The organism is Rhodovulum sp. ES.010 (genome assembly GCF_900142935.1).
Classification (GTDB): domain Bacteria; phylum Pseudomonadota; class Alphaproteobacteria; order Rhodobacterales; family Rhodobacteraceae; genus Rhodovulum.
In genome coordinates this window covers 690,661-716,031 of sequence record NZ_FSRS01000001.1, presented here as the reverse complement: position 1 = coordinate 716,031, position 25,371 = coordinate 690,661, and the positions used below count along the sequence as shown (strand labels likewise).

The 25,371-nt window shown below is 66.6% G+C and carries 28 protein-coding genes and 2 pseudogenes; 16 read left to right on the top strand and 14 right to left on the bottom strand.

Annotation, left to right across the window (positions count from 1 at the left end; all coding sequences use genetic code 11):
• Positions 1–70: 70 nt before the first annotated feature.
• The 5 genes and pseudogenes from BUR28_RS20535 to BUR28_RS03585 form a co-directional block, all read right to left on the bottom strand.
• Positions 71–238: pseudogene (locus BUR28_RS20535) on the bottom strand (methyl-accepting chemotaxis protein); the annotation flags it as partial.
• 323 nt (positions 239–561) lie between these two features.
• Positions 562–1,134, bottom strand: a pseudogene (locus tag BUR28_RS20530) (cache domain-containing protein); the annotation flags it as partial.
• Positions 1,135–1,686, bottom strand: a complete 552-nt coding sequence (locus tag BUR28_RS20315; protein ID WP_254813785.1) for an IS630 family transposase — start codon at positions 1,684–1,686, stop codon at positions 1,135–1,137.
• A 40-nt stretch (positions 1,687–1,726) separates the two neighbouring features.
• The gene (locus BUR28_RS20310) at positions 1,727–2,092 is read right to left on the bottom strand and encodes a helix-turn-helix domain-containing protein (RefSeq protein WP_074218878.1); all 366 of its coding nucleotides are present in this window, start codon (positions 2,090–2,092) and stop codon (positions 1,727–1,729) included.
• Between the two features lie 39 nt (positions 2,093–2,131).
• On the bottom strand, positions 2,132–2,440 hold the full coding sequence (locus tag BUR28_RS03585) for a hypothetical protein (protein ID WP_074218877.1): 309 nt from the start codon (positions 2,438–2,440) through the stop codon (positions 2,132–2,134).
• A gap of 309 nt (positions 2,441–2,749) precedes the next feature.
• Here BUR28_RS03585 and BUR28_RS03580 point away from each other — a divergent pair, with 309 nt between their 5' ends.
• Positions 2,750–3,478: a VIT1/CCC1 transporter family protein gene (locus BUR28_RS03580; RefSeq protein WP_074218876.1), complete on the top strand. Its 729-nt coding sequence runs from the start codon at positions 2,750–2,752 to the stop codon at positions 3,476–3,478.
• Here the strand turns inward: BUR28_RS03580 and BUR28_RS03575 are convergent.
• Positions 3,475–4,581 carry a DUF6456 domain-containing protein gene (locus tag BUR28_RS03575; protein ID WP_074218875.1) on the bottom strand — a complete coding sequence of 369 codons (1,107 nt, stop codon included), beginning with the start codon at positions 4,579–4,581 and terminating at the stop codon, positions 3,475–3,477. The two genes, BUR28_RS03580 and BUR28_RS03575, sit on opposite strands and share 4 nt — an antisense overlap.
• A 242-nt stretch (positions 4,582–4,823) precedes the next feature.
• Here BUR28_RS03575 and BUR28_RS03570 point away from each other — a divergent pair, with 242 nt between their 5' ends.
• A complete protein-coding gene (locus BUR28_RS03570; protein WP_074218874.1) occupies positions 4,824–5,156 on the top strand; it encodes a DUF6477 family protein in 333 nt (110 codons plus the stop codon).
• A gap of 15 nt (positions 5,157–5,171) precedes the next feature.
• Here BUR28_RS03570 and BUR28_RS03565 read toward each other — a convergent pair whose 3' ends face one another.
• Entirely contained in the window at positions 5,172–6,722 is a 1,551-nt protein-coding gene (locus BUR28_RS03565) for a trimethylamine methyltransferase family protein (RefSeq protein ID WP_074218873.1), read from the bottom strand.
• Positions 6,723–6,880: 158 nt separating this feature from the next.
• On the opposite strand from BUR28_RS03565, the gene guaA reads away from it, so the two are divergent.
• The 4 genes from guaA (at position 6,881) to BUR28_RS03545 (ending at position 11,604) form a co-directional block, all read left to right on the top strand.
• A complete protein-coding gene (gene guaA / locus BUR28_RS03560; RefSeq protein ID WP_074218872.1) occupies positions 6,881–8,437 on the top strand; it encodes a glutamine-hydrolyzing GMP synthase in 1,557 nt (518 codons plus the stop codon).
• 120 nt (positions 8,438–8,557) lie between these two features.
• A complete protein-coding gene (locus tag BUR28_RS03555) occupies positions 8,558–9,460 on the top strand; it encodes a DMT family transporter (protein WP_074218871.1) in 903 nt (300 codons plus the stop codon).
• 107 nt (positions 9,461–9,567) lie between these two features.
• A complete protein-coding gene (locus BUR28_RS03550; protein WP_254813679.1) occupies positions 9,568–10,629 on the top strand; it encodes an outer membrane protein transport protein in 1,062 nt (353 codons plus the stop codon).
• 102 nt (positions 10,630–10,731) lie between these two features.
• Positions 10,732–11,604: an ATPase gene (locus BUR28_RS03545; protein WP_074218869.1), complete on the top strand. Its 873-nt coding sequence runs from the start codon at positions 10,732–10,734 to the stop codon at positions 11,602–11,604.
• Here the strand turns inward: BUR28_RS03545 and BUR28_RS03540 are convergent.
• Positions 11,576–12,148 carry a hypothetical protein gene (locus BUR28_RS03540; RefSeq protein WP_074218868.1) on the bottom strand — a complete coding sequence of 191 codons (573 nt, stop codon included), beginning with the start codon at positions 12,146–12,148 and terminating at the stop codon, positions 11,576–11,578. The genes BUR28_RS03545 and BUR28_RS03540 overlap by 29 nt on opposite strands.
• A gap of 149 nt (positions 12,149–12,297) precedes the next feature.
• Here BUR28_RS03540 and metA point away from each other — a divergent pair, with 149 nt between their 5' ends.
• The 6 genes from metA to BUR28_RS03510 all read left to right on the top strand — a co-directional run bounded on the left by metA (position 12,298) and on the right by BUR28_RS03510 (position 17,656).
• On the top strand, positions 12,298–13,224 hold the full coding sequence (metA, locus tag BUR28_RS03535; protein ID WP_074218867.1) for a homoserine O-succinyltransferase: 927 nt from the start codon (positions 12,298–12,300) through the stop codon (positions 13,222–13,224).
• A gap of 1 nt (position 13,225) precedes the next feature.
• Positions 13,226–14,098 (top strand): alpha/beta fold hydrolase, encoded by an 873-nt coding sequence (locus tag BUR28_RS03530; RefSeq protein WP_074218866.1) that lies wholly within the window; start codon positions 13,226–13,228, stop codon positions 14,096–14,098.
• 67 nt (positions 14,099–14,165) lie between these two features.
• Positions 14,166–15,107 carry an alpha/beta fold hydrolase gene (locus BUR28_RS03525; protein WP_074218865.1) on the top strand — a complete coding sequence of 314 codons (942 nt, stop codon included), beginning with the start codon at positions 14,166–14,168 and terminating at the stop codon, positions 15,105–15,107.
• A 48-nt stretch (positions 15,108–15,155) separates the two neighbouring features.
• A complete protein-coding gene (locus BUR28_RS03520; protein WP_254813678.1) occupies positions 15,156–16,139 on the top strand; it encodes an alpha/beta fold hydrolase in 984 nt (327 codons plus the stop codon).
• Between the two features lie 34 nt (positions 16,140–16,173).
• Entirely contained in the window at positions 16,174–17,046 is an 873-nt protein-coding gene (gene ppk2 / locus BUR28_RS03515) for a polyphosphate kinase 2 (protein WP_074218863.1), read from the top strand.
• Positions 17,039–17,656: a TetR/AcrR family transcriptional regulator gene (locus BUR28_RS03510; protein ID WP_074218862.1), complete on the top strand. Its 618-nt coding sequence runs from the start codon at positions 17,039–17,041 to the stop codon at positions 17,654–17,656. The genes ppk2 and BUR28_RS03510 overlap by 8 nt, the downstream gene beginning before the upstream one ends.
• A 40-nt stretch (positions 17,657–17,696) precedes the next feature.
• Here the strand turns inward: BUR28_RS03510 and BUR28_RS03505 are convergent, their stop codons facing one another.
• A complete protein-coding gene (locus BUR28_RS03505; RefSeq protein WP_074218861.1) occupies positions 17,697–18,077 on the bottom strand; it encodes a rhodanese-like domain-containing protein in 381 nt (126 codons plus the stop codon).
• Positions 18,078–18,291: 214 nt separating this feature from the next.
• On the opposite strand from BUR28_RS03505, the gene tatA reads away from it, so the two are divergent.
• The 4 genes from tatA to BUR28_RS03485 are packed head-to-tail and all read left to right on the top strand — an operon-like array spanning position 18,292 to position 20,690.
• Positions 18,292–18,504, top strand: coding sequence for a twin-arginine translocase TatA/TatE family subunit (tatA, locus tag BUR28_RS03500; protein WP_074218860.1), 213 nt, complete (start codon positions 18,292–18,294; stop codon positions 18,502–18,504).
• Positions 18,505–18,526: 22 nt separating this feature from the next.
• The gene (gene tatB, locus BUR28_RS03495) at positions 18,527–18,976 is read left to right on the top strand and encodes a Sec-independent protein translocase protein TatB (protein ID WP_074218859.1); all 450 of its coding nucleotides are present in this window, start codon (positions 18,527–18,529) and stop codon (positions 18,974–18,976) included.
• Complete coding sequence (gene tatC, locus BUR28_RS03490; protein ID WP_074218858.1) at positions 18,973–19,857, top strand: twin-arginine translocase subunit TatC; 885 nt, start codon at positions 18,973–18,975, stop codon at positions 19,855–19,857. The genes tatB and tatC overlap by 4 nt, the downstream gene beginning before the upstream one ends.
• Entirely contained in the window at positions 19,854–20,690 is an 837-nt protein-coding gene (locus BUR28_RS03485) for an ATP-binding protein (protein WP_074218857.1), read from the top strand. Before tatC ends, BUR28_RS03485 begins: the two co-directional genes overlap by 4 nt.
• A gap of 76 nt (positions 20,691–20,766) precedes the next feature.
• Here the strand turns inward: BUR28_RS03485 and BUR28_RS03480 are convergent, their stop codons facing one another.
• The 5 genes from BUR28_RS03480 to BUR28_RS03460 form a co-directional block, all read right to left on the bottom strand.
• On the bottom strand, positions 20,767–21,876 hold the full coding sequence (locus BUR28_RS03480; protein ID WP_254813677.1) for an ABC transporter ATP-binding protein: 1,110 nt from the start codon (positions 21,874–21,876) through the stop codon (positions 20,767–20,769).
• Complete coding sequence (locus BUR28_RS03475) at positions 21,873–22,670, bottom strand: ABC transporter permease (RefSeq protein WP_074218856.1); 798 nt, start codon at positions 22,668–22,670, stop codon at positions 21,873–21,875. The genes BUR28_RS03480 and BUR28_RS03475 overlap by 4 nt, the downstream gene beginning before the upstream one ends.
• Positions 22,667–23,554, bottom strand: a complete 888-nt coding sequence (locus BUR28_RS03470; RefSeq protein ID WP_074218855.1) for an ABC transporter permease — start codon at positions 23,552–23,554, stop codon at positions 22,667–22,669. Before BUR28_RS03470 ends, BUR28_RS03475 begins: the two co-directional genes overlap by 4 nt.
• Before the next feature lie 137 nt (positions 23,555–23,691).
• Positions 23,692–24,813, bottom strand: coding sequence for a 3-dehydroquinate synthase (gene aroB, locus BUR28_RS03465; protein ID WP_074218854.1), 1,122 nt, complete (start codon positions 24,811–24,813; stop codon positions 23,692–23,694).
• Positions 24,810–25,355: a shikimate kinase gene (locus BUR28_RS03460; RefSeq protein WP_256370869.1), complete on the bottom strand. Its 546-nt coding sequence runs from the start codon at positions 25,353–25,355 to the stop codon at positions 24,810–24,812. Before BUR28_RS03460 ends, aroB begins: the two co-directional genes overlap by 4 nt.
• Positions 25,356–25,371 lie beyond the last annotated feature (16 nt).

Here is a 25,371-nt window from a genome sequence, read left to right as displayed (position 1 = left end):
CGGAGACTGCTCCGGCTGGGCCTTGCAGCCGGAACCGTGCGACGAGGCCCTGGAGGGTTTCGGCCTCGTGGCGGAGGGTGGCCGAGGCGGCGTTGAGCGCCAGGAGGTTGGTCTGGAACGCGATGTCGTCGATCACGCCGATGATCTGGCTGATCTCGTCGGAGGAGCGCTTGATCTCGCCCATCGCGTCGACGGCGTCGGAGACGACGCGGCCCGAGGCCTCGGCATCGCCGCGGGCGACCGCACCACGCCCTCGACCTCGGCACGCTCGCGGTCCCGCTCCTGGAGCGTGACCTCGTGCAGGCGGTGATCGCGGAAGCTGGCGATGCCCTGCGCCAGTTGACCCAGTTCGCCGCCGCGGCCCTCGACATCGGAGACGTCGGTGTCGCGGTCGCCTTGGGTCAGGCGGCCGAGCTTGTCGATCAGGGCGCGCAAGGTGCCGGTGATCTGGCCGCCCATGAATGCGGCAAGCCCAAGCCCGATGGTCAGGGCCAACGCCGCCGCCCCGAACGCGGTCATGCGCATGTCACCTGCAAGCGCGAGGTAGCTGGCGCGCGGCACAAGAACATGCAGCAGCGCGACCGGTATTCCGGTATAGTCCTTCACCGGGAAGGCGGCGGAATAGTAGCTTTCGCCGCCCAGTTCGCGCACGCTTGCGGCGATCCCATCCGTGCGACCGGCCAGCACCTCGTCGGTGCCCAGCAGCGCCGGGGCATCGAAACTCGCGACGGTACGGCCCATCCGGCTTGCATCTGACGCGGCGAAATCGCTGATGCCCGAGCGCGGCAGGATGTAGAGTTCGATCTGGTCATGCGATCCGGCAACGATCGACTCGAAGAAGGCCGCGTCGACCTTGAGGCCGATCTCGACCGTGCCGACATGGCGGCCCTGGTGGCTGATCGGCGCGATGCCGCGGGCGCCCAGCCCGCCGCGGCCAAGCTCCAGCCCGGACACCGTGGCGCAGGTGGCGTTTGCCTCGACCACGGTGGGGCGGAAGCCCGACAACTCGTCGCCGAGGCTATCGGGCTTGTTCACACGGAAGAATGAGCGTGCCTCGGGCGTGTGGAAATGGAACTGGCGGACGCCTTGCTCGTCGCGGAGCTTGGCAAAGCCGGGCACTAGAGCGCGTCGCATTTAATCGGCCTCATAGCCGGCCGCCTTGAAGTAGTTGTAGCATTCTTGGTCTGAGAAGAGGTCGCAGACATGGCCGACGGCCGCCCAAAGTTGATCGTAGGTTCGCGCGGCTGCCTTCCTTATGAGCGACTTCAGCTTTGAGAACGCCATTTCGATGGGGTTCAGGTCCGGGCTGTAAGGCGGCAAGAACAGGAACCAGGTGCCAATCGCACGCAGGGACGCCGCTGCGGCCGGGGCCTTATGGCTCGACAGGTTGTCGAGAATGACAACGTCGCCTTTGCGCAGCGTCGGCCCCAGCCGGGTTTCGATGTAGAGGGCGAACATCTCGGCGTTCATCGCCCCGTCGATGATCCATGGTGCGTCGAGCCGGTCGTGGCGCAGGGCCGCGACGAAGGTCTGGGTGCGCCAATGTCCGAACGGCGCGTGATCGACGAGGCGCTGCCCGAACGGGGCCCAGCCGGTCGTCTTGGCCATGTTGGTTTTGACCGAGGTCTCGTCCACAAAGGCCAGCCGGTCCAGATGGTTGGCCATGAAGGGCTGGCGTTTCGCGATCCAGATGCGCCGCAGATCGGCGACATCCTTGCGCTTCTGCTCAAGCGCCTGCAGGTCTTTTTTCGTGCGTCAGACCAAGCCCGCGCAGCACCCGCCAGATCGTGCCGCGATGGACCTCGATGCCATGGGTTTCGGCCAGCTCAACGGCCAATTCATCGAGCGTGATCTCGCCCTTGGCGGCGACGCGGGCTTCGATCCAGCCGGTCACGCCCGCAAGCTTGCCGTGCCCGCCGCCATTGCCTTGGGGCCGGGGCTTGAGTGATCCGGTCTCGCGACGCAGTTTGATCAGCTCGTTCACGAACTTCGGCGATACCCGGAAGTGCCGTGCCGCTTCGCGATGCCCATGACCTTCGTCCACAAACGCGACGACACGCTCGCGTAGCTCTATCGGATGTGGTTTGCCCATCTATGACCCCCATATCTGCCTCAAAGAGACGGAATCACATCACGGCCAATCTGGGAATCCTGAATCCGAAAGCCGGCGACACGCTCTAGTCTCGCGCGTCGAGCGCGGCGCGGTCGCCCCCGGCCACGGCACGTCCGGCATCTCAGCGATCAGGGTGGCCATCGCCGTTGCGTTGTGGAACCGGTCCTCCAGCGCGGTCTCGAACCGCAGCTTGACCATATCGAGTTCGCGATGGGTTCCCTCTTCGATCAGGCCCTTTGCGCTGAACAGCATCGGCACGAGAATGAGAGCGGCAGAAAGCGCGACCGAAGCCGCGATGGACAGAATGATCTTGAGGCGCAGTGACATGGTCCTCTGGGTCCCACTTGTTCGATAATAAGTGTCTGGATCGGCGAGGACCCGGCTTCTGCCCTCAGACGGTGGCCAGCATATGTGGACGCCATCCAAAGGTGCGCGCGTATCTAGGGCGAAATCGGGGCATCGTTTCCCGAACTTCACCAAGGAGGGCATTGCAAAGCCGAGCATCCCGACTTCGTAAAAAAATAGGTTAAAATACTGGTTGGCCTACCTCGAAGCCCGGTAACGGGAAACTCGTGCGCCGCCGTTGGCGGGGCGCACGCGGCACGCTATTCTGCACGCGGAAAGCGAGGAGCGCACATGAGCACAGTCCCGCTGCAGCCCGCCCCGCCGGACCGCCTGGGCCGGACCCAGGAATTCCTCAAGCAGATCGTCTACGGCGGCAATGACGGAATCGTCACGACGTTCGCAATCGTCGCGGGTTTTGCCGGCGCCCGGGCCGAGGGCGTGGCCGGAATCGGCGCGGTTGCCGTGCTGGTCTTCGGTCTCGCCAACCTCTTTGCCGATGCCGTCTCGATGGGTCTGGGCGAGTTCCTGTCGGGGCGGGCACAGCGCGATCTCTACGGCGCCCAGAAGCGCCGCGCGCTGGAAACCATCCGGCGCGCGCCTGAGGACGCGCGGACGCGGCTTGACCGGCACCTCCGGGCGCGCGGCCTATCCTCCACTGATGCCGAAGCCGCGGCCGCGATACTCGCGCGGACCCCGCCGATGATGGCGGAGATGCTGATGCGCTATGAAAACGGGCTCGGCCACCCCGACGAGGACAGCCCGGCGATCAACGGTCTCTTCACCTTTGTCGCCTTCGTGGCCTTCGGCGTGGTTCCGCTGGTGCCCTACTTCCTGCGGCCCGCGGACGGTACCACCCTGGCACTGTCGGCCGCCGCGACGATCTCCGCCCTTGTGGGGCTGGGACTTCTGCGATGGAACGCGACGGGGCTCGGCCTGCTGCGTTCCGTCGGGGAGACGGTGGTCGTCGGCGGGGTCTGTGCGGTGGTTGCGTTCGTGGTCGGTGCAGCGGTCGGCGGCTAGCCGATCATCCCGGCGCCGTCACCGAGCCGTTCGTAGTGAAGTTTGAGCCGCTGCAGTGCGATGCGGAGGACGATCTTGCCCGAGCGTGCCGACCAACCCATCCGTTGCTCCACCTGTTCCATGCCCTCCAGAAAGCAGCAGCAGCGCAGAACGACGTCGCCGAGGCCGGGGCCAAGATCGCGCAGCGCCGAGGCAACGCGGTTGCGCGCGCCGGACGGGCCATCGCCGGGGCCGCTTCCCGGCTGGAATGCACCGCGCTCGGCGCCTGTGAGAAAGCGTTCCCAGTTCTGCGCCACGCGCGGACCCATCTGTGCGACCTCGAAATCCTCGCGCAAGCGTTCGCCCGCCGCGACGAGATCGGCAGACAGGAAGGGACGGCCGTCCTTGTCGCGGCGCCGCCCCAGAATCGCCAGCGGGGATTCCGCGCGGTTGTAGCGCACGCGTTCGGCCTTTTCGGTGCGCCCGGCCTCCCAGTCGCCATGTTGCGCGGCGAAGGCGGACTGGTCCTCGGCGAAGCCCGACTGCTCGGCGGAACGGGCAGAATCCCGTTCGGCGCCAAGGCGCTTGAGCGCGGCGCGCCCGGCTTGGCTGATCCGGTAGATGGTGACCCGGCCACGGGCCTTGCAAGTGATCCAGTCCTTCAGGGCGAATGCTTCGGCCACGGCACGGTCGACGACGGCGACCCGCGTCGTCTGCCCCTCTTCCGACTCGCGAAGAACCGCGGCCTTTTCCATGTCGCGCGCGACGGCGAGAAACGTGCCGGGCTCGTTCATCCTGCGCAGGATCCGCCGCGCCTCGCGCGTCAGTGTGCCGTTGTCCGCTGCAGCGCTTGCCGGTCGCGTCATCGCTGTCATCTGCGGGGTCTCCTTTCGCGGTGTGCAGGTGCGCGCCGCCGCGCCAAGGCGGGCCAACGCGTCGTCGACCAGTGGATCGTCGCGCCGCGTCTCGACGCGGCGTACCTGGCGCAGAACGGTCGAGGGGTGGCAGCCTTCGCGACGCGCGAGCGCGCGCAGCGAGCATCCCTCTTCGGTATGTGCCAGATAAAGACGCGCCGCCTGTGGCAGCCAGGACGGCGCGGTTCTGGAAGGCGTCACGGTGTCCATCGCGACATGCTCCTTGTCGATCCTACTGGTTTGGCTCGCACCCGGACGGTCTGTGGAAAACCTGTGCCGCTTGCAATCCAAGGTTGATATGGTTACGTTTCGGTTAACAAAGAACCCAACGTTGAGTATTGTTTCCAAAAGATAAAGATTCGAGAAAGCTCCGTACGCACTTATCCACAGAAGCGCAACACCCGCTTAGGTTGTGCAATGGTGATGCCACACGAAATCCCGGAGGTGTCACCATGACCCAGTTTCCCGAAGAGCTCGCCCGCCTGCGCCGTCCGCGCCTTCTTGTACGCGCCGCCCGCTTCGGGCTGGCCGACTACCGCCGCGAGCGTGACCTCGCGCGGCTGCTGCCGGGTGCCCGCCCGAAATCGCCGCGTGGGCTGATCGACAAGCTGATTGATCTGGAAGAGCGCCAGGACGCGCGCCGGCGCAACGGCGATGCCGGTTATTCCTACGCCCGGCACATCGAAATCCTGATCGCGCTGATGGCCGAGGCGCGGAGTCTGACCGCGATGCACACGCCCGAGCCCGCGCCGAGTCGGCCTGCGCCCTGTCGCCACGCCGCCTGAGACGCGCCCCGCGCGTCAGACGAACGCGTCGGGCATCTCGTGCTTGCGCCGGGAGACGTACGCCTCCAGTTCCTCGCGCACGCCGTCGTCCATGGCGGGGGCCTGGTAATCGGCGAGCAGCTTTTTCGCCCGATCCGCGGCGAGAGTTGACGTGTCGCGGCCGCCCTCCTCGTCCCATGTTTCGAACGGCTTGTAGTCGAGAAGGTCCGAGCGCCAGAACGCATCCTTGAAATGCGCCTGCGTATGTGCGCACCCCAGATAGTGGCCGCCCGGCCCCACCTCCTGCAGCGCCCCCATGGCCTGCGCCTCGTCGTCGACGGCGACACCCCGCGCCATCTTGTGCAGGGCTCCCAGTTGGTCGGCATCCATCACGAATTTCTCGACGCTAGCCACTAGACCGCCCTCGAGCCAGCCGCAGGCGTGCAGCATGAAATTGACCCCGCCCAGAAGCGCGGCATTCAGAGTATTGGCCGTTTCATAGGCCGCCTGTGCATCCGGCAGCTTGGAACCGCAGAGCGCCCCGCCCGACCGGAACGGCAGGTTAAGACGCCGCGCCAACTGCCCGGCACCGTAAAGAATCTGGCTGGCCTCGGGCGTGCCGAATGTCGGCGCGCCGGAGTTCATGTCGATCGAGGTCACGAAGGCACCGAAGATCACCGGTGCGCCGGGGCGGATCAGTTGCGCATAGGCCACTCCGGCCATCACTTCCGCCAGAACCTGCGTCAGCGTTCCCGCAACCGAGACCGGCGCCATCGCCCCGCCCACGATGAAGGGCGAGACGATGCAGGCCTGTTTCGCCGCGGCATAGACCTCGAGCGCGCCCATCATCGTGGCGTCGAACGTCAGTGGCGAGTTGATGTTGACCAGCGAAGTCAGCACGGTTTGGTCGGCCACGACGTCCTTGCCGAAAAGGATTTCGCACATCTCGACAGAGTCGCGCGCGCGCGAAAGCTCCGTCACCGATCCCATGAACGGTTTGTCAGAGAGCGTCATATGCGCCAACAGCATGTCCAGATGGCGCTTGTTCACGGCAACGTCCGTGGGCTCGCAAACCGTGCCGCCGGAATGGTGCAACCATTTCGACATGTAGCCCAGGCGCACGAAGCGGCGGAAATCCTCCATCGTGGCGTAGCGCCGCCCGCCGTCGAGATCGCGCACGAAGGGTGGACCGTAAACCGGTGCAAGAACGAGATTTCTGCCGCCGATCACCACGCTGCGCTCGGGGTTGCGCGCAAGCTGGGTGAATTGCGCGGGCGCGCTGGCGCAAAGCTGACGGGCAAGCCCTCGAGGGATGCGCACGCGTTCGCCCTGCACATCCGCGCCGGCCTCGCGCCAGCGCTCCAGCGCGCCCGGGTTCTCGACGAAACTGACACCGATCTCCTCCAGCACGCGCTCGGCGTTATGCTCGATGATCTCCAGCGCCTCGGCGTTAAGAAGCTCGAAATCGGGGATGTTGCGCTCGATATAGCGCGCGCTCTCAACCGACAGGGCGGTGCGGGCCGCCCGCCGGGCCGCGCCGCCGCCGCCCCGTGCCCTGCGTCCCACGCGTGCCTCTGCCTCGCCCATAGCCGTCTCCTCGCCAAGCGCCCCGTTCGTTCCCGTATCTACCGCCAAGCCCCGGCGGGCTTGCGGCCGGATTCCGCCCCTTCCTTCGCCGTGAGCGACATCCGACCCCGACAGGCCGCGGGCTTGCGCCTGGGCGCGCCCGGCCCTATCAGTCGCCCATGACCCAGCATGACCGCCTGCTCATCATCGATTTCGGCTCCCAGGTGACGCAACTCATCGCGCGACGCCTGCGCGAGTTGAACGTCTATTGTGAGATCCACCCCTACCAGAACGTCACCGACGCGTTCCTCGCCGACTTCGCGCCGAGGGCGGTGATCTTCTCGGGCGGACCCGACAGCGTCACCCGCGAGGGCAGCCCGCGCCCGCCGCAAACGGTCTACGAGTTGGGCGTGCCGATCCTGGGCATCTGTTACGGGCAGCAGGTCATGATGCAGGACCTCGGCGGCCGGGTCGAGGCCAAGCAGGGCTCGGCAGAGTTCGGCCGCGCCTATGTCGAACAGACCGACAAGAACGACGACGTCCTCTTGGGCTGGTTCATCGAGGGGCGCGAGCAGGTCTGGATGAGCCATGGCGACCATGTCGCTGAAATCGCACCCGGCTTCGAGGTTCTGGGCACCTCGCCCGGCGCCCCCTTCGCGATCACCGCGGACCGGTCGCGACACTTCTATGCGGTGCAGTTCCACCCCGAGGTGCATCACACCCCGAATGGAAGGACGCTCTACGAAAATTTCGTGCGGATGGCGGGTTTCACCGGCGACTGGACGATGGGCGCCTATCGCGAGGAAGCGATCGAGAAGATCCGCGCGCAGGTCGGCGATGCGAAGGTGATCTGCGGGCTGTCGGGCGGCGTCGATTCCTCGGTCGCCGCGGTGTTGATCCACGAGGCGATCGGCGACCAGCTCACGTGTGTCTTCGTCGATCAGGGGCTTCTGCGCCATAACGAGGCCGAAGAGGTGGTCTCGATGTTCCGCGACCACTACAACATCCCGCTGATCCATGCCGACGAGTCCGAACTTTTCCTGACCGAGCTGGAGGGCGTCACCGACCCCGAGATCAAGCGCAAGACCATCGGGCGGCTGTTCATCGACGTGTTCCAGAAGCACGCCGCCGAGGTGGGCGGGGCCGAGTTCCTGGCCCAAGGCACGCTTTACCCCGACGTCATAGAATCCGTCAGCTTCTCCGGCGGCCCCTCGGTCACGATCAAGAGCCACCACAACGTGGGCGGGCTGCCCGAGAAGATGGGCCTGAAACTTGTCGAACCCCTGCGAGAGCTCTTCAAGGACGAGGTCCGCGCCCTCGGCCACGAGCTGGGCCTGCCCGGCAGCTTCATCGGCCGCCACCCGTTCCCCGGCCCCGGCCTCGCGATCCGCTGCCCCGGCGAGATCACCCGCGACAAGCTCGCGATCCTCCGGCAGGCCGACGCGATCTATATCGACCAGATCCGCCGCCACGGGCTCTACGACGAGATCTGGCAGGCTTTCGTCGCGATCCTGCCGGTCAGGACGGTGGGCGTGATGGGCGACGGGCGTACCTACGACTATGCCTGCGCGCTGCGGGCGGTGACGAGCGTGGACGGGATGACCGCCGATTACTACCCGTTCAGCCACGAGTTCCTGGGCGAGACCGCGACCCGGATCATCAACGAGGTCAAGGGCATCAACCGGGTGACCTACGACATCACCTCGAAACCGCCCGGCACCATCGAGTGGGAGTGACGGGCCACCGCCCGGTGCGCTGAGGCCGAAGTGGCCCGGCCGCCGTCTCCGCTGCGGTGCCGGACGGCGTTGCGTGCCGGCGCGCCTACGGGCAGCCTCGGGCGCGCGAGGGGAGGACTCATGAACGGACCGAACGTCCTGAAGGCCGCGCTCTGGATGACCGGGGCGATCGCCTCGTTTTCCGCGATGGCGGTCGCGGGACGCATGGTCACGGTCGAGCTCGACACGTTCGAACTCATGCTCTACCGCTCGCTGATCGGGGTGGCGCTGGTGGTGAGCGTCGCGGGGCTGGCCGGGCGGCTGACCGAGGTCTCGACCCGCCAGATGCACCTGCACGTCATCCGCAACGTCAGCCACTTCACCGGGCAGAACCTGTGGTTCCTCGCGATCGGGCTGATCCCGCTGGCGCAGGTGTTCGCACTGGAATTCACATCACCCCTCTGGGTCGCGGTGCTGGCGCCGCTCCTGCTGGGCGAACGGCTGACGCGCAGCCGGGCGCTGGCCGCGTTGACCGGCTTTGTCGGCATCCTGATTGTCGCACGCCCCGACCCCACGGCGGTGGAGCCCGGCGCGCTGGCCGCGCTGGGGGCCGCCATCGGCTTTGCCGGCTCGGCGATCTTCACCAAGCGGCTGACGGCCACGCAATCCATCGTTTCGATCCTCTTTTGGCTGACGGTGATGCAGGCCGCGCTCGGTTTGATCTGCGCCGGGTTTGACGGCGAGATCGCGCGGCCCTCGCCCGCGGCCTGGGCGCCGCTCGCGGTGATCGGCTTTGCCGGGCTCGCGGCGCATTACTGCCTGACCAGCGCGCTGATGCTGGCCCCGGCAGTTCTAGTCATGCCGCTCGACTTCCTGCGCCTGCCGGTCATCGCCATCGTCGGCATGATCCTCTACGCCGAGCCGCTGGACCCCGCCGTCTTCCTCGGTGCCGCGCTGATCCTGGTCGCGAATCTTCTCAACCTCAGGATGGAGGTGAGACCGCGGAAACACGTCTACGGACAAAGCGCGCGCGCACAGCGGTGACGCGGCGTTTGCAATTGACCGCCGCGAAGTCATCACATTAGCGTCACTCAACCGGTGACAATCCGAGGGGAGGACAGATGAAGCACCTGGTGACAGGGAGTGTGGCCATGGCCCTTTTTGCAGGCGGCGCCATGGCCGGCGGGGTCGAACGGTCGACACAATCGGTCGGCATCCTGTTCGAGAAGGGCAACTATGCGGAACTCAGCTTCAGCCATTTCGATCCGGACGTCTCGGGCAATGTGGGGCCGCTGGGCTCGGGCAACATGCTGGACAGCTTCACCAACGTCACGCTGGGCTACAAGCAGGCGCTGACCGACAGGCTCGACCTCGCGATCGTGTTCGACCAGCCGATCGGGGCCGATATCGACTACAAGACCGGCACCGGTTATCCGGTCGCGGGCACCACGGCGAGCCTCGACAGCAATGCGATCACAGGCTTCCTGCGCTACCGGTTCGACAACAATGTCAGCCTGATCGGCGGCGTGCGCGTGATGCGTACATCCGGCGAAGTCGACCTGCCGTTCCCGGCGCTTAGTCCGATCCCCTACACGCTCGAAACCTCCACCGAGACGGATGTCGGCTACGTCCTGGGCATCGCGTGGGAACGGCCGGAGATCGCGGCGCGCGTGGCGCTGACCTACAACTCGGCAATCACCCACGATTTCGACGCGGCCGAAAGCGCCTCGACGACTGCCGGCGCGATCGTCAACAGCACCTTCGAAACCGAGATCCCGGAATCGATCAACCTGGAATTCCAGACCGGGATTGCGGCCGATACGCTTCTCTTCGGCTCGGTGCGCTGGGTGAACTGGACCGAGTTCACCATCGACCCGGACGCGTATCGCAACGTCTACGGCAATGCCCTCGTCGATTACGAGGACGACCGCATCACGTACAATCTTGGCGTGGGCCGAAAGTTCAACGACAGCTGGTCGGGCGCTGTGCTGCTGGGCTACGAGGAAAGCAACGGCAACATCACCGGCAACCTCGGCCCGACCGACGGTTTCACCTCGCTCGGGCTTGCGGCAACCTACACCTACGGCAAGGCGAGACTGACCGGCGGCGTGCGCTACGTCGATATTGGCGATGCAACGACGCGCGGCATCGGTGGCGATTTCGCCGGCAACCATGGCTGGGGCTTCGGCATCCGGATCGCCTATAACTTCTGATCCGCCCCTGCGACCGCCCGCCCCCCGCGGTTCGGGCGGTTTCGTTTGACCCCTTTCCAACCGCCCGCTACCAAAACGCGCGACGCTGGGGGGACGGGCAAGATGATCTACGACAACGCACAGCAGTGGCGGCAAGCCGCGGCGCGGCGCGTGCTCTTGTTCGGCATGTCGGGGCTGGGCAAGACGCATGTCTCGACCATGTTGCGCGAGGCGGGGGGCTGGTTCCACTACTCGATCGACTACCGTATCGGCACCCGCTATATGGGAGAGTTGATCGCCGACAACTTCAAGCGCGAGGCGATGAAGGTGCCGCTGCTGCGCGAGCTTCTTTTGACCGACAGCGTCTACATCCAGTCGAACATCACCTTCGACAACCTCGCGCCCCTGTCGACCTATCTCGGCAAGCCCGGCGCGCCGGAAAATGGCGGCCTGCCCTTCGACGAGTACATGCGCCGGCAGAAGCAACACCGGGAGGCCGAGATCAGCGCACTTCTGGACACGCCCCGCTTTATCGAGCGCGCTGAGGATCTGTACGTCTATCGCAACTTTGTCTGCGACTCCGGCGGCTCGATATGCGAGGTTGTAGACCCCGACGATCCCGGCGACCGTGTCCTGACCACTCTGTCGCGAAACCTGTTGCTGGTCTGGATCGAGGGCACCGAGGCGCACACCGAGGAACTGGTCCGCCGCTTCGACCGGGCGCCCAAGCCGATGTATTACCAGCCCGATTTCCTCCGGGGGGCCTGGGACCAATATCTTCTCGAAAACAACTTGCAAGAAGACGATGTTGACCCGGATGCCTTTGTTCGCTGGACCTATGCACGGGCTCTTGCCCACCGCCAGCCGCGCTACGCCGCAATGGCCCGGAACTGGGGAGTGAAAGTCACCGCCCCGGACATGGCGGCACTGCGCGACGAAGCCGATTTCATCGACGTGATTGCCGCGGCTATCGACAAAGCGCCTGCGCGCGGCTGATCGCAGCACCAGCCTCGACGAGCGAGAATCGGCCGAGACTGCCGCCGCCCTCTTTCAGGATCTCGAGCGACGTGCCCTGCGCGAGCTCGGCCAGAATCTCCGACCCGGGCGGCAGCTCGGCCACATGCTGGAGATCGTTGCCGTGGAAGAACAGCGCGTGGGCGCGCCCATCGATCACCAACTGCAGGGTCGCCGGCGGCCCCTCGGGCCCGTTCAGAACAACGAGACTGCGGCCGCCGGGGCCACAGGCGAAATAGAAGGCGTGCCCGGTGTCGGCGCTGGTGACCCCCGCATACGCACCGCTGCCGTCGTTGACACGGCCGGCCGTCCATGCGGATGCCGGCGTAGATCCCGCCGCCGCAGCCGGCTCTCCTGCACAGCGTTCGTCGACACAGGCATGGTAGGCTGGGTTGGTGTTCGGCCCGAATGCCGATAGGCACCGCCATATGCAACGCTGAAGGTCCCATTCGGGCCCCTCCTGTGCCGCGGCGGGAGCCGAAAGGGTGACCGACCACCCGGCCAGTGCAACGACCAAAAGGCGCATTTCAATGCTCCCGCCAACGGCGCGCCAAGACTGCGCACCGCTCCCAATGGAACGGCGCGTGGCCGGGTGCTGTCAACCGCGGCGTGACCGGGACTTGAGGCCCGCCGGCATCTCGCCTATCTGTCAAGGCCGTTCTGCGGAGTGCGCCCATGCCCATCAAGATCCCCACAACCCTGCCCGCTTTCGACGTGCTGACGCGCGAGGGCGTGATGGTGATGGGCGAAGAGGCGGCCGCCCGGCAGGACATCCGCCCCTTGCGCATCGGGCTTCTGAACCTGATGCCCAAGAAAATCCAGACCGAAACGCAGTTCGCGCGCCTCATCGGCGCGACGCCCCTGCAGATCGAACTGCACCTGGTACGGATGACCGAGCACAGAACCCGCAACACTACCGCCGAGCACATGGAGGCGTTCTACCGCCCTTTTGCCGAGGTGGAGGCGTCGGGCGAGAAATTCGACGGCTTCATCATCACCGGCGCCCCGATCGAGCATCTCCCATTCCCTGAGGTTACCTACTGGGACGAGATGCTGCGGGTGGTGGAGTGGACACAGACCCACGTGCACTCCACCTTCGGAGTCTGCTGGGGCGGGATGGCGATGATCTACCATTTTCACGGCGTGTGTAAGCACATGCTGGCGCAAAAGGCGTTCGGCTGCTTCCGGCATCGCAACCTCGCGCCAGCCTCGCCGTACCTGCGCGGTTTCTCGGACGATTTCGTGATCCCCGTCAGCCGCTGGACCGAGATGCGTCAGGATGAGATCGACGCGGCGCCGGGCCTCGTGACGCTTCTGGGCAGCGACGAGGTCGGCCCCTGCCTCATCGAGGACCCGGGTCGCCGCGCGCTCTATATCTTCAACCATTTCGAATACGACAGCGGAACGCTGAAGGAAGAATACGACCGCGACGTGGCCAATGGCACCGCGGTCAACGTTCCCGTGAACTACTATCCCGACGACGACCCCACGAAAGAACCCAAGAACCGTTGGCGCAGCCATGCGCATCTGCTCTACGGCAACTGGATCAACCAGATCTACCAGACGGTCCCGTTCGACCGTAGCCGGATCGGGGTCGCCTGAGATGGTCGCGGATTTTCCGCCCACTGGCGAAGTGCTGAAGATGGACGGCACCCGCGTTCACGCCCATCAGGAAGGTGTGGGACCGGACGTGATCCTGCTGCACGGGGCCGGGGGCAACACGCGGGATTTCACCTTCGATCTGATGGGCCGGCTGACCGACCGTTTCCGGGTGACGGCGTTCGACCGGCCGGGCCTGGGGCATTCCGACCCGCTGCACTCCGACGGCGAAAGCCCGTTCGAGCAGGCCGCAATCCTCGAGGTCGCCTGCGGGCGGCTGGGGCTGGGACCGGCAGTTCTGGTGGGCCATTCCTTTGGCGGCAGCGTGGCGCTGGCCTGGGCGCTCGATTATCCGGATCGCGCCGCGGCGCTGGTCTCGCTTGCCGGGGCGGCGCTTCCTTGGCAGGGCGGCCTCGGCCCTTGGTACGAGTTCGCCTCCACGCAGTTGGGCGGGGCGGTGCTGATCCCGATGATCTCGGCTTTCGCGCCGCGCGCTCTCGCTCACACGACGCTTGCACGCATCTTCGAGCCCGACCCGGTACCGGAAGGCTATGCCGACCATATCGGCATCGAACTGTCGCTCAGACCCGCCTCGCTGCGCGCCAACACCCGTCAGGTGAACGGGCTCAAGCCGCATATCAGGCGGATGGCCGCGCGCTACGACGAACTCGCGATGCCGATCGAGATCGTGCACGGCTCTGCCGACAAGATCGTGCCGGTCGAGGTGCACTCCCGGCCCCTGGCCGAGCGCGTCTCCTCCGTCCACTTGACCGAACTCAACGGACACGGCCACATGCCGCACCATGCCCGGCCCGATGCCGCCGTCGCCGCAATCGCCCGCGCCGCCGACCGCGCAGGCCTAGCCGGGGCGGCATGACCGTCCAGTCGGCTGGCCCGTCCGGCCGCGCCCGCTATATCGTTCCGGAGAACAACCCGGAGCGCCCATGCCGACCCGCCGCACCGTCACCCGCCTGATCGCCCTGTCGCCGCTTGCCGCCTGCGCGCCAACGCGCGACGCCCAGACCGAGGCGACGCGAGACACCACCTATGCTCCCACCGGCCGGCTGCTGCAGGTGCGCGGGCGGACGGTGCATGCCCAATTGGAGGGCGCGGGCCCGCCGGTCATCCTCTTGCACGGTGCCTCGGGCAATCTGCGCGACTTCACCTTCTCGCTGAGCGGCCGCCTCGCGCCGCGCTACCGCGTCGTGGCCTTCGACCGCCCCGGTCTCGGCTTCTCCGACCCGCTGCACGGGCGGGGCGAAAGCCCAGCCGAACAGGCCGCCCAACTGGAGGCTGCGGCGCGCCAACTCGGCATCGGGCGCGCGGTCGTGGTCGGCCATTCCTACGGTGCGGCGGTGGCCATGGCCTGGGCACTAAACCACCCCGGCCGAGTCGCATCGGTTGTCACGCTGGCCGGCGCGACCATGCCATGGGATGGCGAACTCAAGTCGTTCTACACGGTTGCCTCGTCGGGGCTCGGCAGCACGATCATTGCCGCCTTCGCCTCGCGCGAGCGGGCCGAGCGCGCCCTGCGCTCGGTCTTCGCCCCGCAAAGTCCGCCTCCAGGCTACATGGAGCATGTCGGTATCGAGCTTGCCTTGCGGCCCGGCCCCCTGCGCACCAGCGCCCGGCAGGTCAACACCTTGCGGCCACACCTCGTGAACATGTCCGCGCGCTATGTGGGCCTGCGCGTGCCCGTGGAGGTCGTGCACGGCACGGCGGACCGCACCGTCGGCATCGACATCCACTCGCGGCCGCTGGCGCGCCGCCTGCCGAATGCGCGCCTGACGGCGCTGCGCGGCATCGGCCACATGCCCCACCACGCCGCCGAGCGCGCCACAGTCGCGGCCATTGATCGCGCCGCCGCGCGCGGCGGGCTGCGCTAGGACGACGCGGTCTCGCCTCGCGCCGCGCCTTGCGCTACGGGTCGGGACATGACTGAACCCCTGTGCCGCAAGCAGCGGCGCCTCTGCCCCTCCCGACGCCGCATGCTGCTCCTCGGCGCGGCCTGGTCGCTGGCCGGCTGTGCCCCGCGGCGCAACGAGGTTCTGGCAGCCTACCCGCCCGAGGGGCGGTTCGTCGAGGTGGCAGGGCGCCGCGTGCATGCGGTGGTGGCGGGCCAGGGACTGGACGTCATCCTGCTACACGGTGCCTCGGTCAATGCGCGAGACTTCACCTTCGACCTCGCCCCGCGGCTTGCGCGCCGCTTTCGCTTCACCGCCTTCGACCGCCCCGGCCTGGGAATGTCCGACGCGCTGGCGCCTCGCGGGGACAGCCCGGCAGACCAGGCGCGTCTGTTGGACGCCGCGGCGGCGCGGCTGGGTGTGCGACAGGCCGTTCTCGTCGGTCATTCCTTCGGTGCGGCGGTCGCCTTGGCGTGGGCGATTCTCTACCCCGCCCGCGTGGCCGGCATCGTCACGCTTGCCGGCGTCACCCTGCCCTGGGCCGGCAGCCTCGGCCCCTGGAACCCGGTCGCGGCAAGCGCGCTGGGGGGCGCGACGCTGGTGCCCCTCGTCTCGGCGCTGGCCCCGCGTGCGGCCATCGATCCGGCGCTCGCGTTCTTCTTCGCGCCCCAGGCGCCGCCGCCCGGCTATGCAGACCATGTCGGAGTGGAACTCTCTCTGCTACCCGACGCGCTGCGCGAGAATGCCCGGCAGATCACCCGGCTTAAGCCGCATCTCGCGGCGATGGCGGCCCACTATCCCGATCTGCATCTGCCGGCCGAGATCCTGCACGGCACCGCCGATCGGATCGTGCCGCCCGCGGCGCAGTCGGTCGCGCTGTCGCGCCGCCTGCCGAACGCGCAACTGACCCTGTTGCGGGGCGTCGGCCACATGGTCCACCATGCCCGGCCAAGGGCCGTGGACTGGGCCATCCGCCGCGCCGCCGCCCGCGCCGGATTGCACCCGCCAGCCTGATCGCGATACTGACCGAAAGCCGGAGGACCATCCGATGCCCGACCTGCCGTACGACGGCGCGATCACCCGTTTCTACGAGGACGAGGCCCCAAAAGCCGTGCGCGCGGCGATCCGTGCGCGCCGAAAAAAGAGCATCCTGTCGGACAGCTACCCGTACGACCGCCGCATGGACAAGAGCGCCTACAAAGACGCGCTTGCGGCGTTGCAGGTGGAACTGGTCAAGCTCCAGGCCGACGTGAAGGCCGCCGGCAAGCGGCTCGCGATCGTGTTCGAGGGGCGTGACGCCGCGGGAAAGGGCGGCACGATCAAGCGGTTCCGGGAGAATCTGAACCCGCGCGTGGCGCGCGTTGTCGCCCTGCCCACCCCGTCCGATCGGGAGAAGTCGCAATGGTATTTCCAACGCTACATCCCGCACCTGCCCTCGGGCGGCGAGATCGTGTGCTTCGACCGCTCTTGGTACAACCGCGGCGTTGTGGAACACGTCTTCGATTTCTGCACCCCCGCCGAGCGCGAGCACTTCTTCGCTCAGGTCCCCGGTTTCGAGGAGATGCTGGTGGAAGAGGGCATCGTCCTTGTGAAACTCTGGCTGAACGTGGGCCGTGCCGAGCAATTGCGCCGGTTTCTCAAGCGCGAGCGTGACCCTCTAAAACAGTGGAAGCTGTCCTGGATCGACGTCGAGGGGCTGAAACGCTGGGACGCCTATTCCGCGGCGATCCGCGAGACCTTCGCGCGCAGCCATAGCGGCCCGGCGCCATGGACGATCATCCGCTCCGACGACAAGCGCCGGGCAAGGCTGGCGGCGATCCGACAGGTGCTGGCCCGCCTTGACTACGCGGGCAAGGATCAAGAGGTGGTCGGCGCCCCGGACCCCCATATCTGCGGCGGGCCCGAGATTTGGGATGTCTAAGCGCGGCTATCACCACGGCAATCTGCGACAGGCGCTGGTCGACGCGGCACTGGAGTTGATCCGGGAGAAAGGCCCGCAGGGTTTTACCCTTACGGAAGCTGCGCGCGCCGCAGGAGTCACCCCGGCGGCGGTTTATCGCCATTTCCAGGGGCGCGAGGACCTGATCGCGGAAGGCGCGCGCCAGGGCTACGCGCTGTTCGCCGACCTGATGGAGTATGCCTATGCCACCGGCCAGCCCTCGGCGCTGGCCAGCCTCGAAGCGGTAGGCCGGGCCTATCTCGCCTTTGCGCGAAAATATCCCGGCCATTACATGGCAATGTTCGAATCCGGCCTTTCGGTGAACGCCGATCCCGGTCTCGCCGCGGTCGCCGCGCGCGCGAGCGAGGTGCTGGAACGCGCCGCCCGCGCCCTGTCGGAGCATATCGCCCCCGACAAGCGGCCGCCGGTGGCGATGGTCTCGGCCCATATCTGGGCGATGAGCCACGGCGTCGTGGAGCTTTACACCCGCGGCACGCCCGGCGCCCGCACGCCGTTCGCCGCCGATGATCTTCTGGAAAGCGGCATTGGCATCTACCTCAGGGGACTCGGACTGATCCCGGCCGACAGCTAGCTGCCCGCGCGCGGTAAGTCCGACCACGCGCGGCGCGGCATCAGCCGTTGTGCACCTCGATCGGCGCACCCGAGGCCATGTCGGTGCCGATATACGGCTTGTGCGCGGTCTTCCACGCGGCAAAGCCGCCTTCCAGATGCGCCGCCCGGTCATGACCGGCCGCCAGGTACTGTTCGGCCACCTTGCGCGAGCGCACGCCCGAGCCGCAGTGGAACACGATCCGCTTGTTGGTTTCGTCCGGCAGGTAGGACGGGTCGTAGTTTGCCATCGGCAAGAGCAGCGCGCCCCGGATCGACTCGAACATGAACTCCTGCGGCGTGCGCACATCGATCAACAGCACCTCGCCCTTCTTGAGCCCCTCCTGCAGGTCGTCCACGTCCCAATGCTCGAGCGCCTTGCCGTTCACGTCCTCGGTATGCATGCGAAATCTCCTCGGTTACGCGGACCCGAACGGGCCCTTGGTGCGAGAAGTGGAACAGAGCGCGGGCCCCCGCAAGGCCCTCTCCACCCGGTTGCGCTGCAAATAATCGCGGAAACCCGCGCGAATGGGTCTTTGATCTGCCCGAAAGACTCAATAGATGTGACAGACAGAATTCCAAGCGGGGCGGGTGTGCGCCCGTCCGGAGGAGACGACCATGCTGAACAATATCGGCCTTCCCGGCCTCCTGCTCATTGCCGTCGTGGTGCTGGTGCTTTTCGGCCGCGGCAAGATCTCGTCGCTGATGGGGGAGGTCGGCAAGGGCATCACCGCCTTCAAAAAGGGCGTGAAGGAAGAGACCGAAGAGGCCCAGCAAAGCCTCGAAAGCGCGCGCGACGTGACCCCCGAAGAGGAAAAGGACAAGGCGTAGCGCCTGTCCGTCGGCGTAGCTCATGTTCGACCTCGGCTGGACCGAACTTCTGCTGATCGGCATCGTCGCGCTGATCGTGGTGGGCCCGAAGGACCTGCCGGGCATGTTCCGCACGCTTGGTCGCTTTACCGCCAAGGCGCGCAACATGGCCCGCGAGTTCCAGCGCGCGATGGACGATGCTGCCGACCAAGCCGGCGTCAAGGACATGGCGAACGACCTCAAGGACGCCGCGAACCCCCGCAAGATGGGGCTCGACAAGCTCAACGAGGCGGCCGACAAGTTCGAGAAATGGGAGCCAAAGCGGTCTGAAACCGGTCCTGCCACGGCCGAGTTCACCGAAGAGCGCCGCGCCCAAGCCGAGAAGATCCGCCAGGCGATGGCCGAGAAGGGACAGGCTCGGCTCGATGCCGAGAAGGCGGCCGCCGAGGCCGAGGCGCAGGGCCCCGCGCCCGAGACCAAGAGCGACGCATGAGCACCGACGACATCGACGACAGTTCCGCGCCGCTGCTCGAACATCTCGCAGAGCTCCGCTCGCGCCTGATCTACTCGCTCGCGGCTTTCGTCTTGGCGATGGTGATCTGCTTCACCGTCTGGAACCCGATCTTCAACTTTCTGACCAACCCGATCTGCGGCGCGCTGGCCGAGCGCGGGCAGGATTGCGGGCTCTACCTGATCAAGCTGCAGGAAGGCTTCTTCGTCGCGATCCAGATCTCGCTTCTGGGCGGCTTCGCGCTGGCCTTCCCGTTCATCGCCTTCCAGATGTGGCGCTTCGTGGCGCCGGGGCTCTACCGCTCGGAAAAGGGCGCCTTCCTGCCCTTCCTGATCGCCTCGCCCTTCATGTTCTTCCTCGGCGCGGCGTTCGCCTATTACGTGGTTACGCCGCTCGCCTTCGACTTCTTTCTCGGCTTCCAGCAGGTCGGCGACATCGCCGCCGAGGGGGGCGAAACGGCCTCGGAAACCGCCGGCATCACCTTCCACGGCTCGGTGCAGGAATACCTGTCGCTGACCGTGAAATTCGTCCTCGCCTTCGGGCTCTGCTTCCAGTTGCCGGTGCTGTTGACGCTGATGGGCAAGGCCGGGCTCGTTTCGGCCGAGGGCTTGGGCACGGTGCGAAAATACGCGGTCGTCGCGATCCTGTTGCTGGCCGCCCTCGTCACCCCGCCCGACGTCATCACCCAAGTTATCCTCTTCGTGGTGGTCTACGGGCTTTACGAGATCTCGATCCTGCTTGTCCGTCGCGTCGAGCGGAAGCGCGAGAAGGACCTGCGCGACCAGGGCCTCTGGTTCGAGGACGACGACGAGGACGACCCGCTGATGCGCGAGTTCGACGAACGAGAGGACCCGCGCCCGTGAGCGACGTGCTCACGCGGATCGCCGAGGCGCTGGAGCGGATGAGTCCAGCGCCGGCCTTGGCCCCCGACTTCGGCACGGCGGATGCCTTCGTCTGGCATGTCGCGCCTCACCGGCTTATGCCCGTCCCGGAGGTCAACCGTGTGGACTTGTCGCTGTTGCGCGGGATCGACCGGTCGCGCGACACGCTCCTGGAGAACACCAGGCACTTCGCGCGCGGGCTGCCTGCTAACAATGCCCTTCTCTGGGGCGCGCGGGGCATGGGCAAGTCCAGCCTCGTAAAGGCTGTGCATGCCTCTGTGGTCGCCGAGGGGCATGACCTCAAGATCGTGGAGGTGCAGCGCGAGGACATCCCATCGATCGGGCGGCTCCTGGGCCTCTTGCGCGACGCGCCTGAGCGGTTCGTGCTGTTCTGCGACGACCTGTCGTTTTCCCACGACGATCAGCACTACAAGTCGCTCAAGGCGGTGCTGGATGGCGGCATCGAGGGACGCCCCGAAAACGTGGTTTTCTATGCAACCTCGAACCGGCGCCACCTGATGCCGCGCGACATGATCGAAAACGAGCGGTCGACCGCGATCTCGCCCTCCGAAGCGACCGAAGAGAAGGTCTCGCTCAGCGACCGCTTCGGGCTCTGGCTCGGCTTCCACCCATGCAGCCAAGACGAGTATCTCGCGATGATCCGTGGCTATTGCGACGCCTGGGCTGTGGAGGTGGACGACACGACGCTGCGCGCCGAGGCGATCGAGTGGCAGGCCACCCGCGGCGCCCGCTCTGGCCGGGTCGCGTGGCAGTTCTTCACCGATCTCGCGGCCCGCAAGGGCGTGCGGGTTTAGACCGGCCGCCCGCCGGTCTGCTGCCCTCGCAATCCTTCCAAGCCAGCAATGCCGTCAGATTGGGGCGCTGCCCCCCTCAGGCGAACAGCACGAGAGACCGCGCATCCCAGGCCACGCGGGCTTGGGTGCCGCGCTCCAGCACCGGGCGGCCCACGAGGTTCTTCATCGAGATCGTCATCGGCATATCCACCCCGTCAAGGCGCACGTCGTAATAGGTCATGTCGCCATAATAGGCGAGATCCTCGACGATGCCGGTGGCGACGCGTCGGTCTGTCGTCTCGCCTTCGAACAGAATCGACATCGTCTCAGGCCGGATGCCGATGCTCTGGGTCTGGCCAGGATGCCAGCCGCCGGGCAACTGATCGGGCCCGATCACCGCACGTCCCAACCCCGCCGCCTCGACCTCGATATGTTTTTCGTCGGTCACCGTGGCGCGGGCAGGCAGGAAATTCATCACGCCGATGAACTCGCCCACCTGCCGGCTCACCGGGCGCCGGTAGAGAATCTGCGGCGTGTCTAGCTGGGCGATCTGGCCGTCGAACATCACCGCGATCCGGTCCGACATGATCAGCGCCTCTTCCTGATCGTGGGTGACCAGAACGAAGGTGATCCCGACCTGCCGCTGGAGCCGCCGAAGCTCCATCTGCATCTGGTCGCGGAGCTTCTTGTCGAGCGCAGAGAGCGGTTCGTCGAGCAACAGCACCTTGGGTTCCAGGATCAGCGCGCGGGCCAGCGCCACCCGCTGCCGCTGCCCGCCCGACAGCGCCTGCGCCGCCCGCCCGCCATAGCCCTTGAGCCCCACCATCCCGAGTGCCGCGTCCACCTTGGCCGACTTCTCCGCCTTCGACAGCCCCGAACGGCGCAGGCCGAAACCCACGTTCTCGGCCACGCTGAGATGCGGGAAGATCGCGTAGGACTGAAACACCATGTTTGTCGGGCGCCGGTTGGCGGGCACCCCGGCCATGTCGCGCCCGTCGATCGCCAGCTGCCCCGAGGACAAGTCCTCGAACCCGGCGATACAGCGCAGAAGCGTGGTCTTGCCGCAGCCCGACGGCCCAAGAAGAGAGAAGAACTCGCCCTGCCCGATCTCGGCACTGATGCCCCTCAGCGCATGGAAGTCGCCGTAATATTTCCCGACCTTGTCGAGCGTGATGATCGGCGTGGCTTCGGCGCGCGTGTCTCTCACAGGAACCCTCCGGAATCTTTCTGCCCGGTCCGCGCCACGCCGCGGCGACGCGCGTATTCGGCGATGGTCAAGAGCAGCACCGAGGCCAGCACAAGTAGCGTCCCCAGCGCCATGACCACTGGTATCTTTTGCGGGAAGCGGAGTTGGCTCCAGAGATAGACCGGCAGCGTCGGCTCGGTGCCGGTCAGGAAAAAGGCTATGATGAACTCGTCAAGCGAGATGGTGAAGGAAATCAGCAACGACGAGATGATCCCCGGCATCACCAGCGGCAGGGTGACAAGGCGAAAGCTCGACCACCGCGTCTCGCCCAGGTCGATCGCCGCCTCTTCCAGCGAGCGGTCGAGGCTCTGGAAGGCGGAGTTCAGGATGGCGATGGAGAATGGCACGCAGATCAGGACGTGGCCCAGGATCACCGTCCACGCGCCGAGGCCAAGTCCCAGCTGCAGCAGCACCACCAAAAGCGACACCGCTACGATGATCTCGGGCAGGACCAGCGGCAGCATGACCAGCCCCAGGATGCCCCGCTTGCCGGGAAAGGAAAAGCGCGTGGCCGCTCGCGCCGCGCAGATGCCCAGAAGCGTCGCGATCACCGCCGAGGAGACCGCGATCACCAGGCTGTTCAGCACCGCGGCGTGTAGCGCCGGGATCTCGGTCAGTTGCCGGAACCATTCGAAGGTGAAGCCGCGCAGCGGGAAGGCGATCACGGTGCCGTCGTTGAAGGCGAAGATCGGCAGAAGTGCGATCGGCGCGTAGAGGAAGGCGAGGTAAAGGATGGCATAAAGGCGTAGCGTCATCCCCGCCCCCTCAGGAAACGCCGGTTGAGGAAGACGAAGACCAGCGCGACCGCCGTCACCATGCCCATTGCCAGCACTGCCAGCGCGGCGCCCATCGGCGCGTTGTTGAGTTTCAGGAACTGGGTCTGGATCATGTTGGCGATCATCAGGCCATCCGGCCCACCGACGAGCCGGGGCGTGACGTAGTCGCCCACCGTCGGGATGAAGACGATCAGGACAGCGGCGATCACACCCGGCATGGCCAGCGGCAACGTCACTCGCAGGAACGTTGTCGCCCGGGTCTCGCCAAGGTCGCGGCTGGCCTCGAGGAGCGACCGGTCGATCTTCTCCAGCGCGACGAAGATCGGCAGGATCGCGAAGGGCGCAAAGGCATGGGCCAGAGTGATGACGACCGCGTTGACGTTGTAGAGGATGAAGGTCAGCGGTTCGTCGATGAGTCCGACTCCCTGCAGCGTGGTGTTGACGACGCCGTTGAAGCCCAGGATCACCTTCCACAGGAACACCCGGATCAGATACGACGTCCAGAACGGGATGGTGATGAGAAACAGCCACATCGCCTTCCGCGGCGGAGCGAAGTGGAACGACACGTAATACGCGATGGGAAAGGCGGCGACGACGGTCGCCACGGTGACCGCGCCCGAGACCATGAGCGAGCGCAGTAGGAGTTCGCCGTAAAGCGGCTCGGTCAGTGCCTCGCGGTAGTTGTTCAGCGTGAAGGTCCGGTCGAGCGTCAGGTAATCCTGCGTCCAGAAGCTGAAGACGAGGATCGCGCCGAGCGGGAAGGCGAGCAGCAGCAGTGCATAGAGGAAGGGTGGTGCAACCAGCAGGTAGCCCTGCGCCGCCTCGCCCCTGCCCCGCGCTGGCCGTGCCGTGACATCGCTCATGTGCTGTGAGGTCTCCCAAGCCCGGCTGCGATCATGGAAAGGGATGCGGCGCTCCGCAAGGGGGCACGCAATGCGTCGCGCCGGTCACAGCGGCATTTGCCCGAAATCCGGGCATGCCCGCGCCGCGCGAGGCCCGATCAGCGCCTGTCCAGCGCCTCCGTCAGCACTGCGCGCAGCGCGTCCGTCTCGACATCCGAGGTCACGAAGGCGTCGCCGATGCCGCGGGCCAGCACGAAACGCAGCCGCCCGTCCTGCACCTTTTTGTCCTGCCCCATCAACGAGATCAGCCCGTCCGCGTCGGGCAACGCACCGGGGATGTCGGCAAGGTTGCGTTTCATATCCATCGCCGCGAGATGCGCCCGCACGCGCGATGGCTCTTCCTGCGCGCAGAGCCCCAGCCGCGCCGAAAGCTCGAAGGCCAATGCGCAGCCGATTGCGACACCCTCGCCATGGAGCAGCCGGTCGGAATAGCCGGTCGCGGCCTCCAGCGCATGGCAGAAGGTGTGACCGAGGTTGAGCAGAGCCCGCTCCCCCTGCTCGGTCTCGTCCCGTTCCACGATTCCCGCTTTCATCTCGCAGGACCGTTTGACGGCCTGGGCCCGCGCCGACCGGTCGCCGGAAGCCAGCGCCGGGCCGTTGGTCTCGAGCCACGCGAAGAATGCCGCGTCGCCTAGGAGGCCGTATTTCACGACTTCGCCGTAACCGGCGAGGAAATCGCGGGTTTCCAGCGTTTCCAGCACACCGATATCGGCCAGCACGCGGCTGGGCTGATGAAACGCGCCGATCAAATTCTTGCCGTGCGGGGAGTTGATTCCGGTCTTGCCTCCGACCGAACTGTCGACCTGCGCGAGCAGCGTGGTGGGCACCTGCACCAAGCGCACCCCACGGCGCAATACCGCAGCGGCGAAACCGGCCAGATCGCCGACCACCCCGCCGCCGAGCGCTACCACCACATCGCGACGCTCGATCTTCTGCTCCAGCAGCCATTCCACCGCGCGCGAGAACTGGCTCCACCCCTTGGTCGCCTCGCCCGGTGGCAATGCGAGCGCTACCGCCTCTATGCCGTCGGCGGCCAGTCCCGCCCGGAACGCATCAAGATGGAGGCCGGCCACCGTCTCGTCGGTAAGGACCGCCACCCGCGGGCGATCCAGGAGCGGCGCGATCTCGGTGCCGGCCCGCGCCAGCAACCCCGCGCCGATGCGGATGTCGTAGTCGCGCCCCGGCAGGGCGACATGCACGGTATTGATCGTCTCGCTCACGTCATCTCCAGAACGTCGGGCCGGGTGCGAAGCGCGTCGAACACGCGGTCGGCCATCTCGTCTATCGAATAGCCCGGATCGGCGCGCACCGCCAGATCGGCCCGCGCATAGAACGTCTTGCGCGTGTGATAGAGTTCGCGAAGCGTGCCGTAGGGGTCCGGGGTCCGCAGCAGCGGACGGGTGTTCTTGTGTTTGACGCGGGACCACAAGAGCGCCAGATCGGCGTCGAGCCAGACCGAAACACCCTTCCTGGTGATCGCGGTGCGGTTTGCGGGCGAGAGGAACGCACCCCCGCCCGTTGACAGGATGCCCGGCGAGGCGTCCAGCAGCCGGGCGATGACCTGCGCCTCCTTCACTCGGAAAAAGGTCTCGCCGTCGCGCTCGAAGATCTCGGCAATGGACATGTTTGCGGCCTTCACGATCTCTGCGTCCGAGTCGCGGAACGGCACACCCAGCTTTCGTGCCAGGGCGGTCCCCACCGCCGTCTTGCCCGCCCCCATCAGCCCAACGAGGGCGACGGTTTTCTTCAGCCGTGCCCCCACTGGGCGACCTCCCGCC

Excerpts from the sequence above, each read along its gene's own strand:
- BUR28_RS03525 (WP_074218865.1), top strand. The coding sequence starts at position 14,166 with ATGCCGACCCGCCGCACCGTCACCCGCCTGATCGCCCTGTCGCCGCTT.
- BUR28_RS03570 (WP_074218874.1), top strand. The coding sequence starts at position 4,824 with ATGACCCAGTTTCCCGAAGAGCTCGCCCGCCTGCGCCGTCCGCGCCTT.
- tatB (WP_074218859.1), top strand. The coding sequence starts at position 18,527 with ATGTTCGACCTCGGCTGGACCGAACTTCTGCTGATCGGCATCGTCGCG.
- BUR28_RS03545 (WP_074218869.1), top strand. The coding sequence starts at position 10,732 with ATGATCTACGACAACGCACAGCAGTGGCGGCAAGCCGCGGCGCGGCGC.
- BUR28_RS03580 (WP_074218876.1), top strand. The coding sequence starts at position 2,750 with ATGAGCACAGTCCCGCTGCAGCCCGCCCCGCCGGACCGCCTGGGCCGG.
- BUR28_RS03565 (WP_074218873.1), bottom strand. The coding sequence starts at position 6,722 with ATGGGCGAGGCAGAGGCACGCGTGGGACGCAGGGCACGGGGCGGCGGC.
- BUR28_RS03530 (WP_074218866.1), top strand. The coding sequence starts at position 13,226 with ATGGTCGCGGATTTTCCGCCCACTGGCGAAGTGCTGAAGATGGACGGC.
- tatA (WP_074218860.1), top strand. The coding sequence starts at position 18,292 with ATGCTGAACAATATCGGCCTTCCCGGCCTCCTGCTCATTGCCGTCGTG.
- ppk2 (WP_074218863.1), top strand. The coding sequence starts at position 16,174 with ATGCCCGACCTGCCGTACGACGGCGCGATCACCCGTTTCTACGAGGAC.
- BUR28_RS03470 (WP_074218855.1), bottom strand. The coding sequence starts at position 23,554 with ATGAGCGATGTCACGGCACGGCCAGCGCGGGGCAGGGGCGAGGCGGCG.
- BUR28_RS03475 (WP_074218856.1), bottom strand. The coding sequence starts at position 22,670 with ATGACGCTACGCCTTTATGCCATCCTTTACCTCGCCTTCCTCTACGCG.
- guaA (WP_074218872.1), top strand. The coding sequence starts at position 6,881 with ATGACCCAGCATGACCGCCTGCTCATCATCGATTTCGGCTCCCAGGTG.
- BUR28_RS20310 (WP_074218878.1), bottom strand. The coding sequence starts at position 2,092 with ATGGGCAAACCACATCCGATAGAGCTACGCGAGCGTGTCGTCGCGTTT.
- BUR28_RS03585 (WP_074218877.1), bottom strand. The coding sequence starts at position 2,440 with ATGTCACTGCGCCTCAAGATCATTCTGTCCATCGCGGCTTCGGTCGCG.
- BUR28_RS03510 (WP_074218862.1), top strand. The coding sequence starts at position 17,039 with ATGTCTAAGCGCGGCTATCACCACGGCAATCTGCGACAGGCGCTGGTC.
- metA (WP_074218867.1), top strand. The coding sequence starts at position 12,298 with ATGCCCATCAAGATCCCCACAACCCTGCCCGCTTTCGACGTGCTGACG.
- BUR28_RS03505 (WP_074218861.1), bottom strand. The coding sequence starts at position 18,077 with ATGCATACCGAGGACGTGAACGGCAAGGCGCTCGAGCATTGGGACGTG.
- BUR28_RS03520 (WP_254813678.1), top strand. The coding sequence starts at position 15,156 with ATGACTGAACCCCTGTGCCGCAAGCAGCGGCGCCTCTGCCCCTCCCGA.
- tatC (WP_074218858.1), top strand. The coding sequence starts at position 18,973 with ATGAGCACCGACGACATCGACGACAGTTCCGCGCCGCTGCTCGAACAT.
- BUR28_RS03540 (WP_074218868.1), bottom strand. The coding sequence starts at position 12,148 with ATGCGCCTTTTGGTCGTTGCACTGGCCGGGTGGTCGGTCACCCTTTCG.
- BUR28_RS03550 (WP_254813679.1), top strand. The coding sequence starts at position 9,568 with ATGGCCCTTTTTGCAGGCGGCGCCATGGCCGGCGGGGTCGAACGGTCG.
- BUR28_RS03575 (WP_074218875.1), bottom strand. The coding sequence starts at position 4,581 with ATGGACACCGTGACGCCTTCCAGAACCGCGCCGTCCTGGCTGCCACAG.
- BUR28_RS03555 (WP_074218871.1), top strand. The coding sequence starts at position 8,558 with ATGAACGGACCGAACGTCCTGAAGGCCGCGCTCTGGATGACCGGGGCG.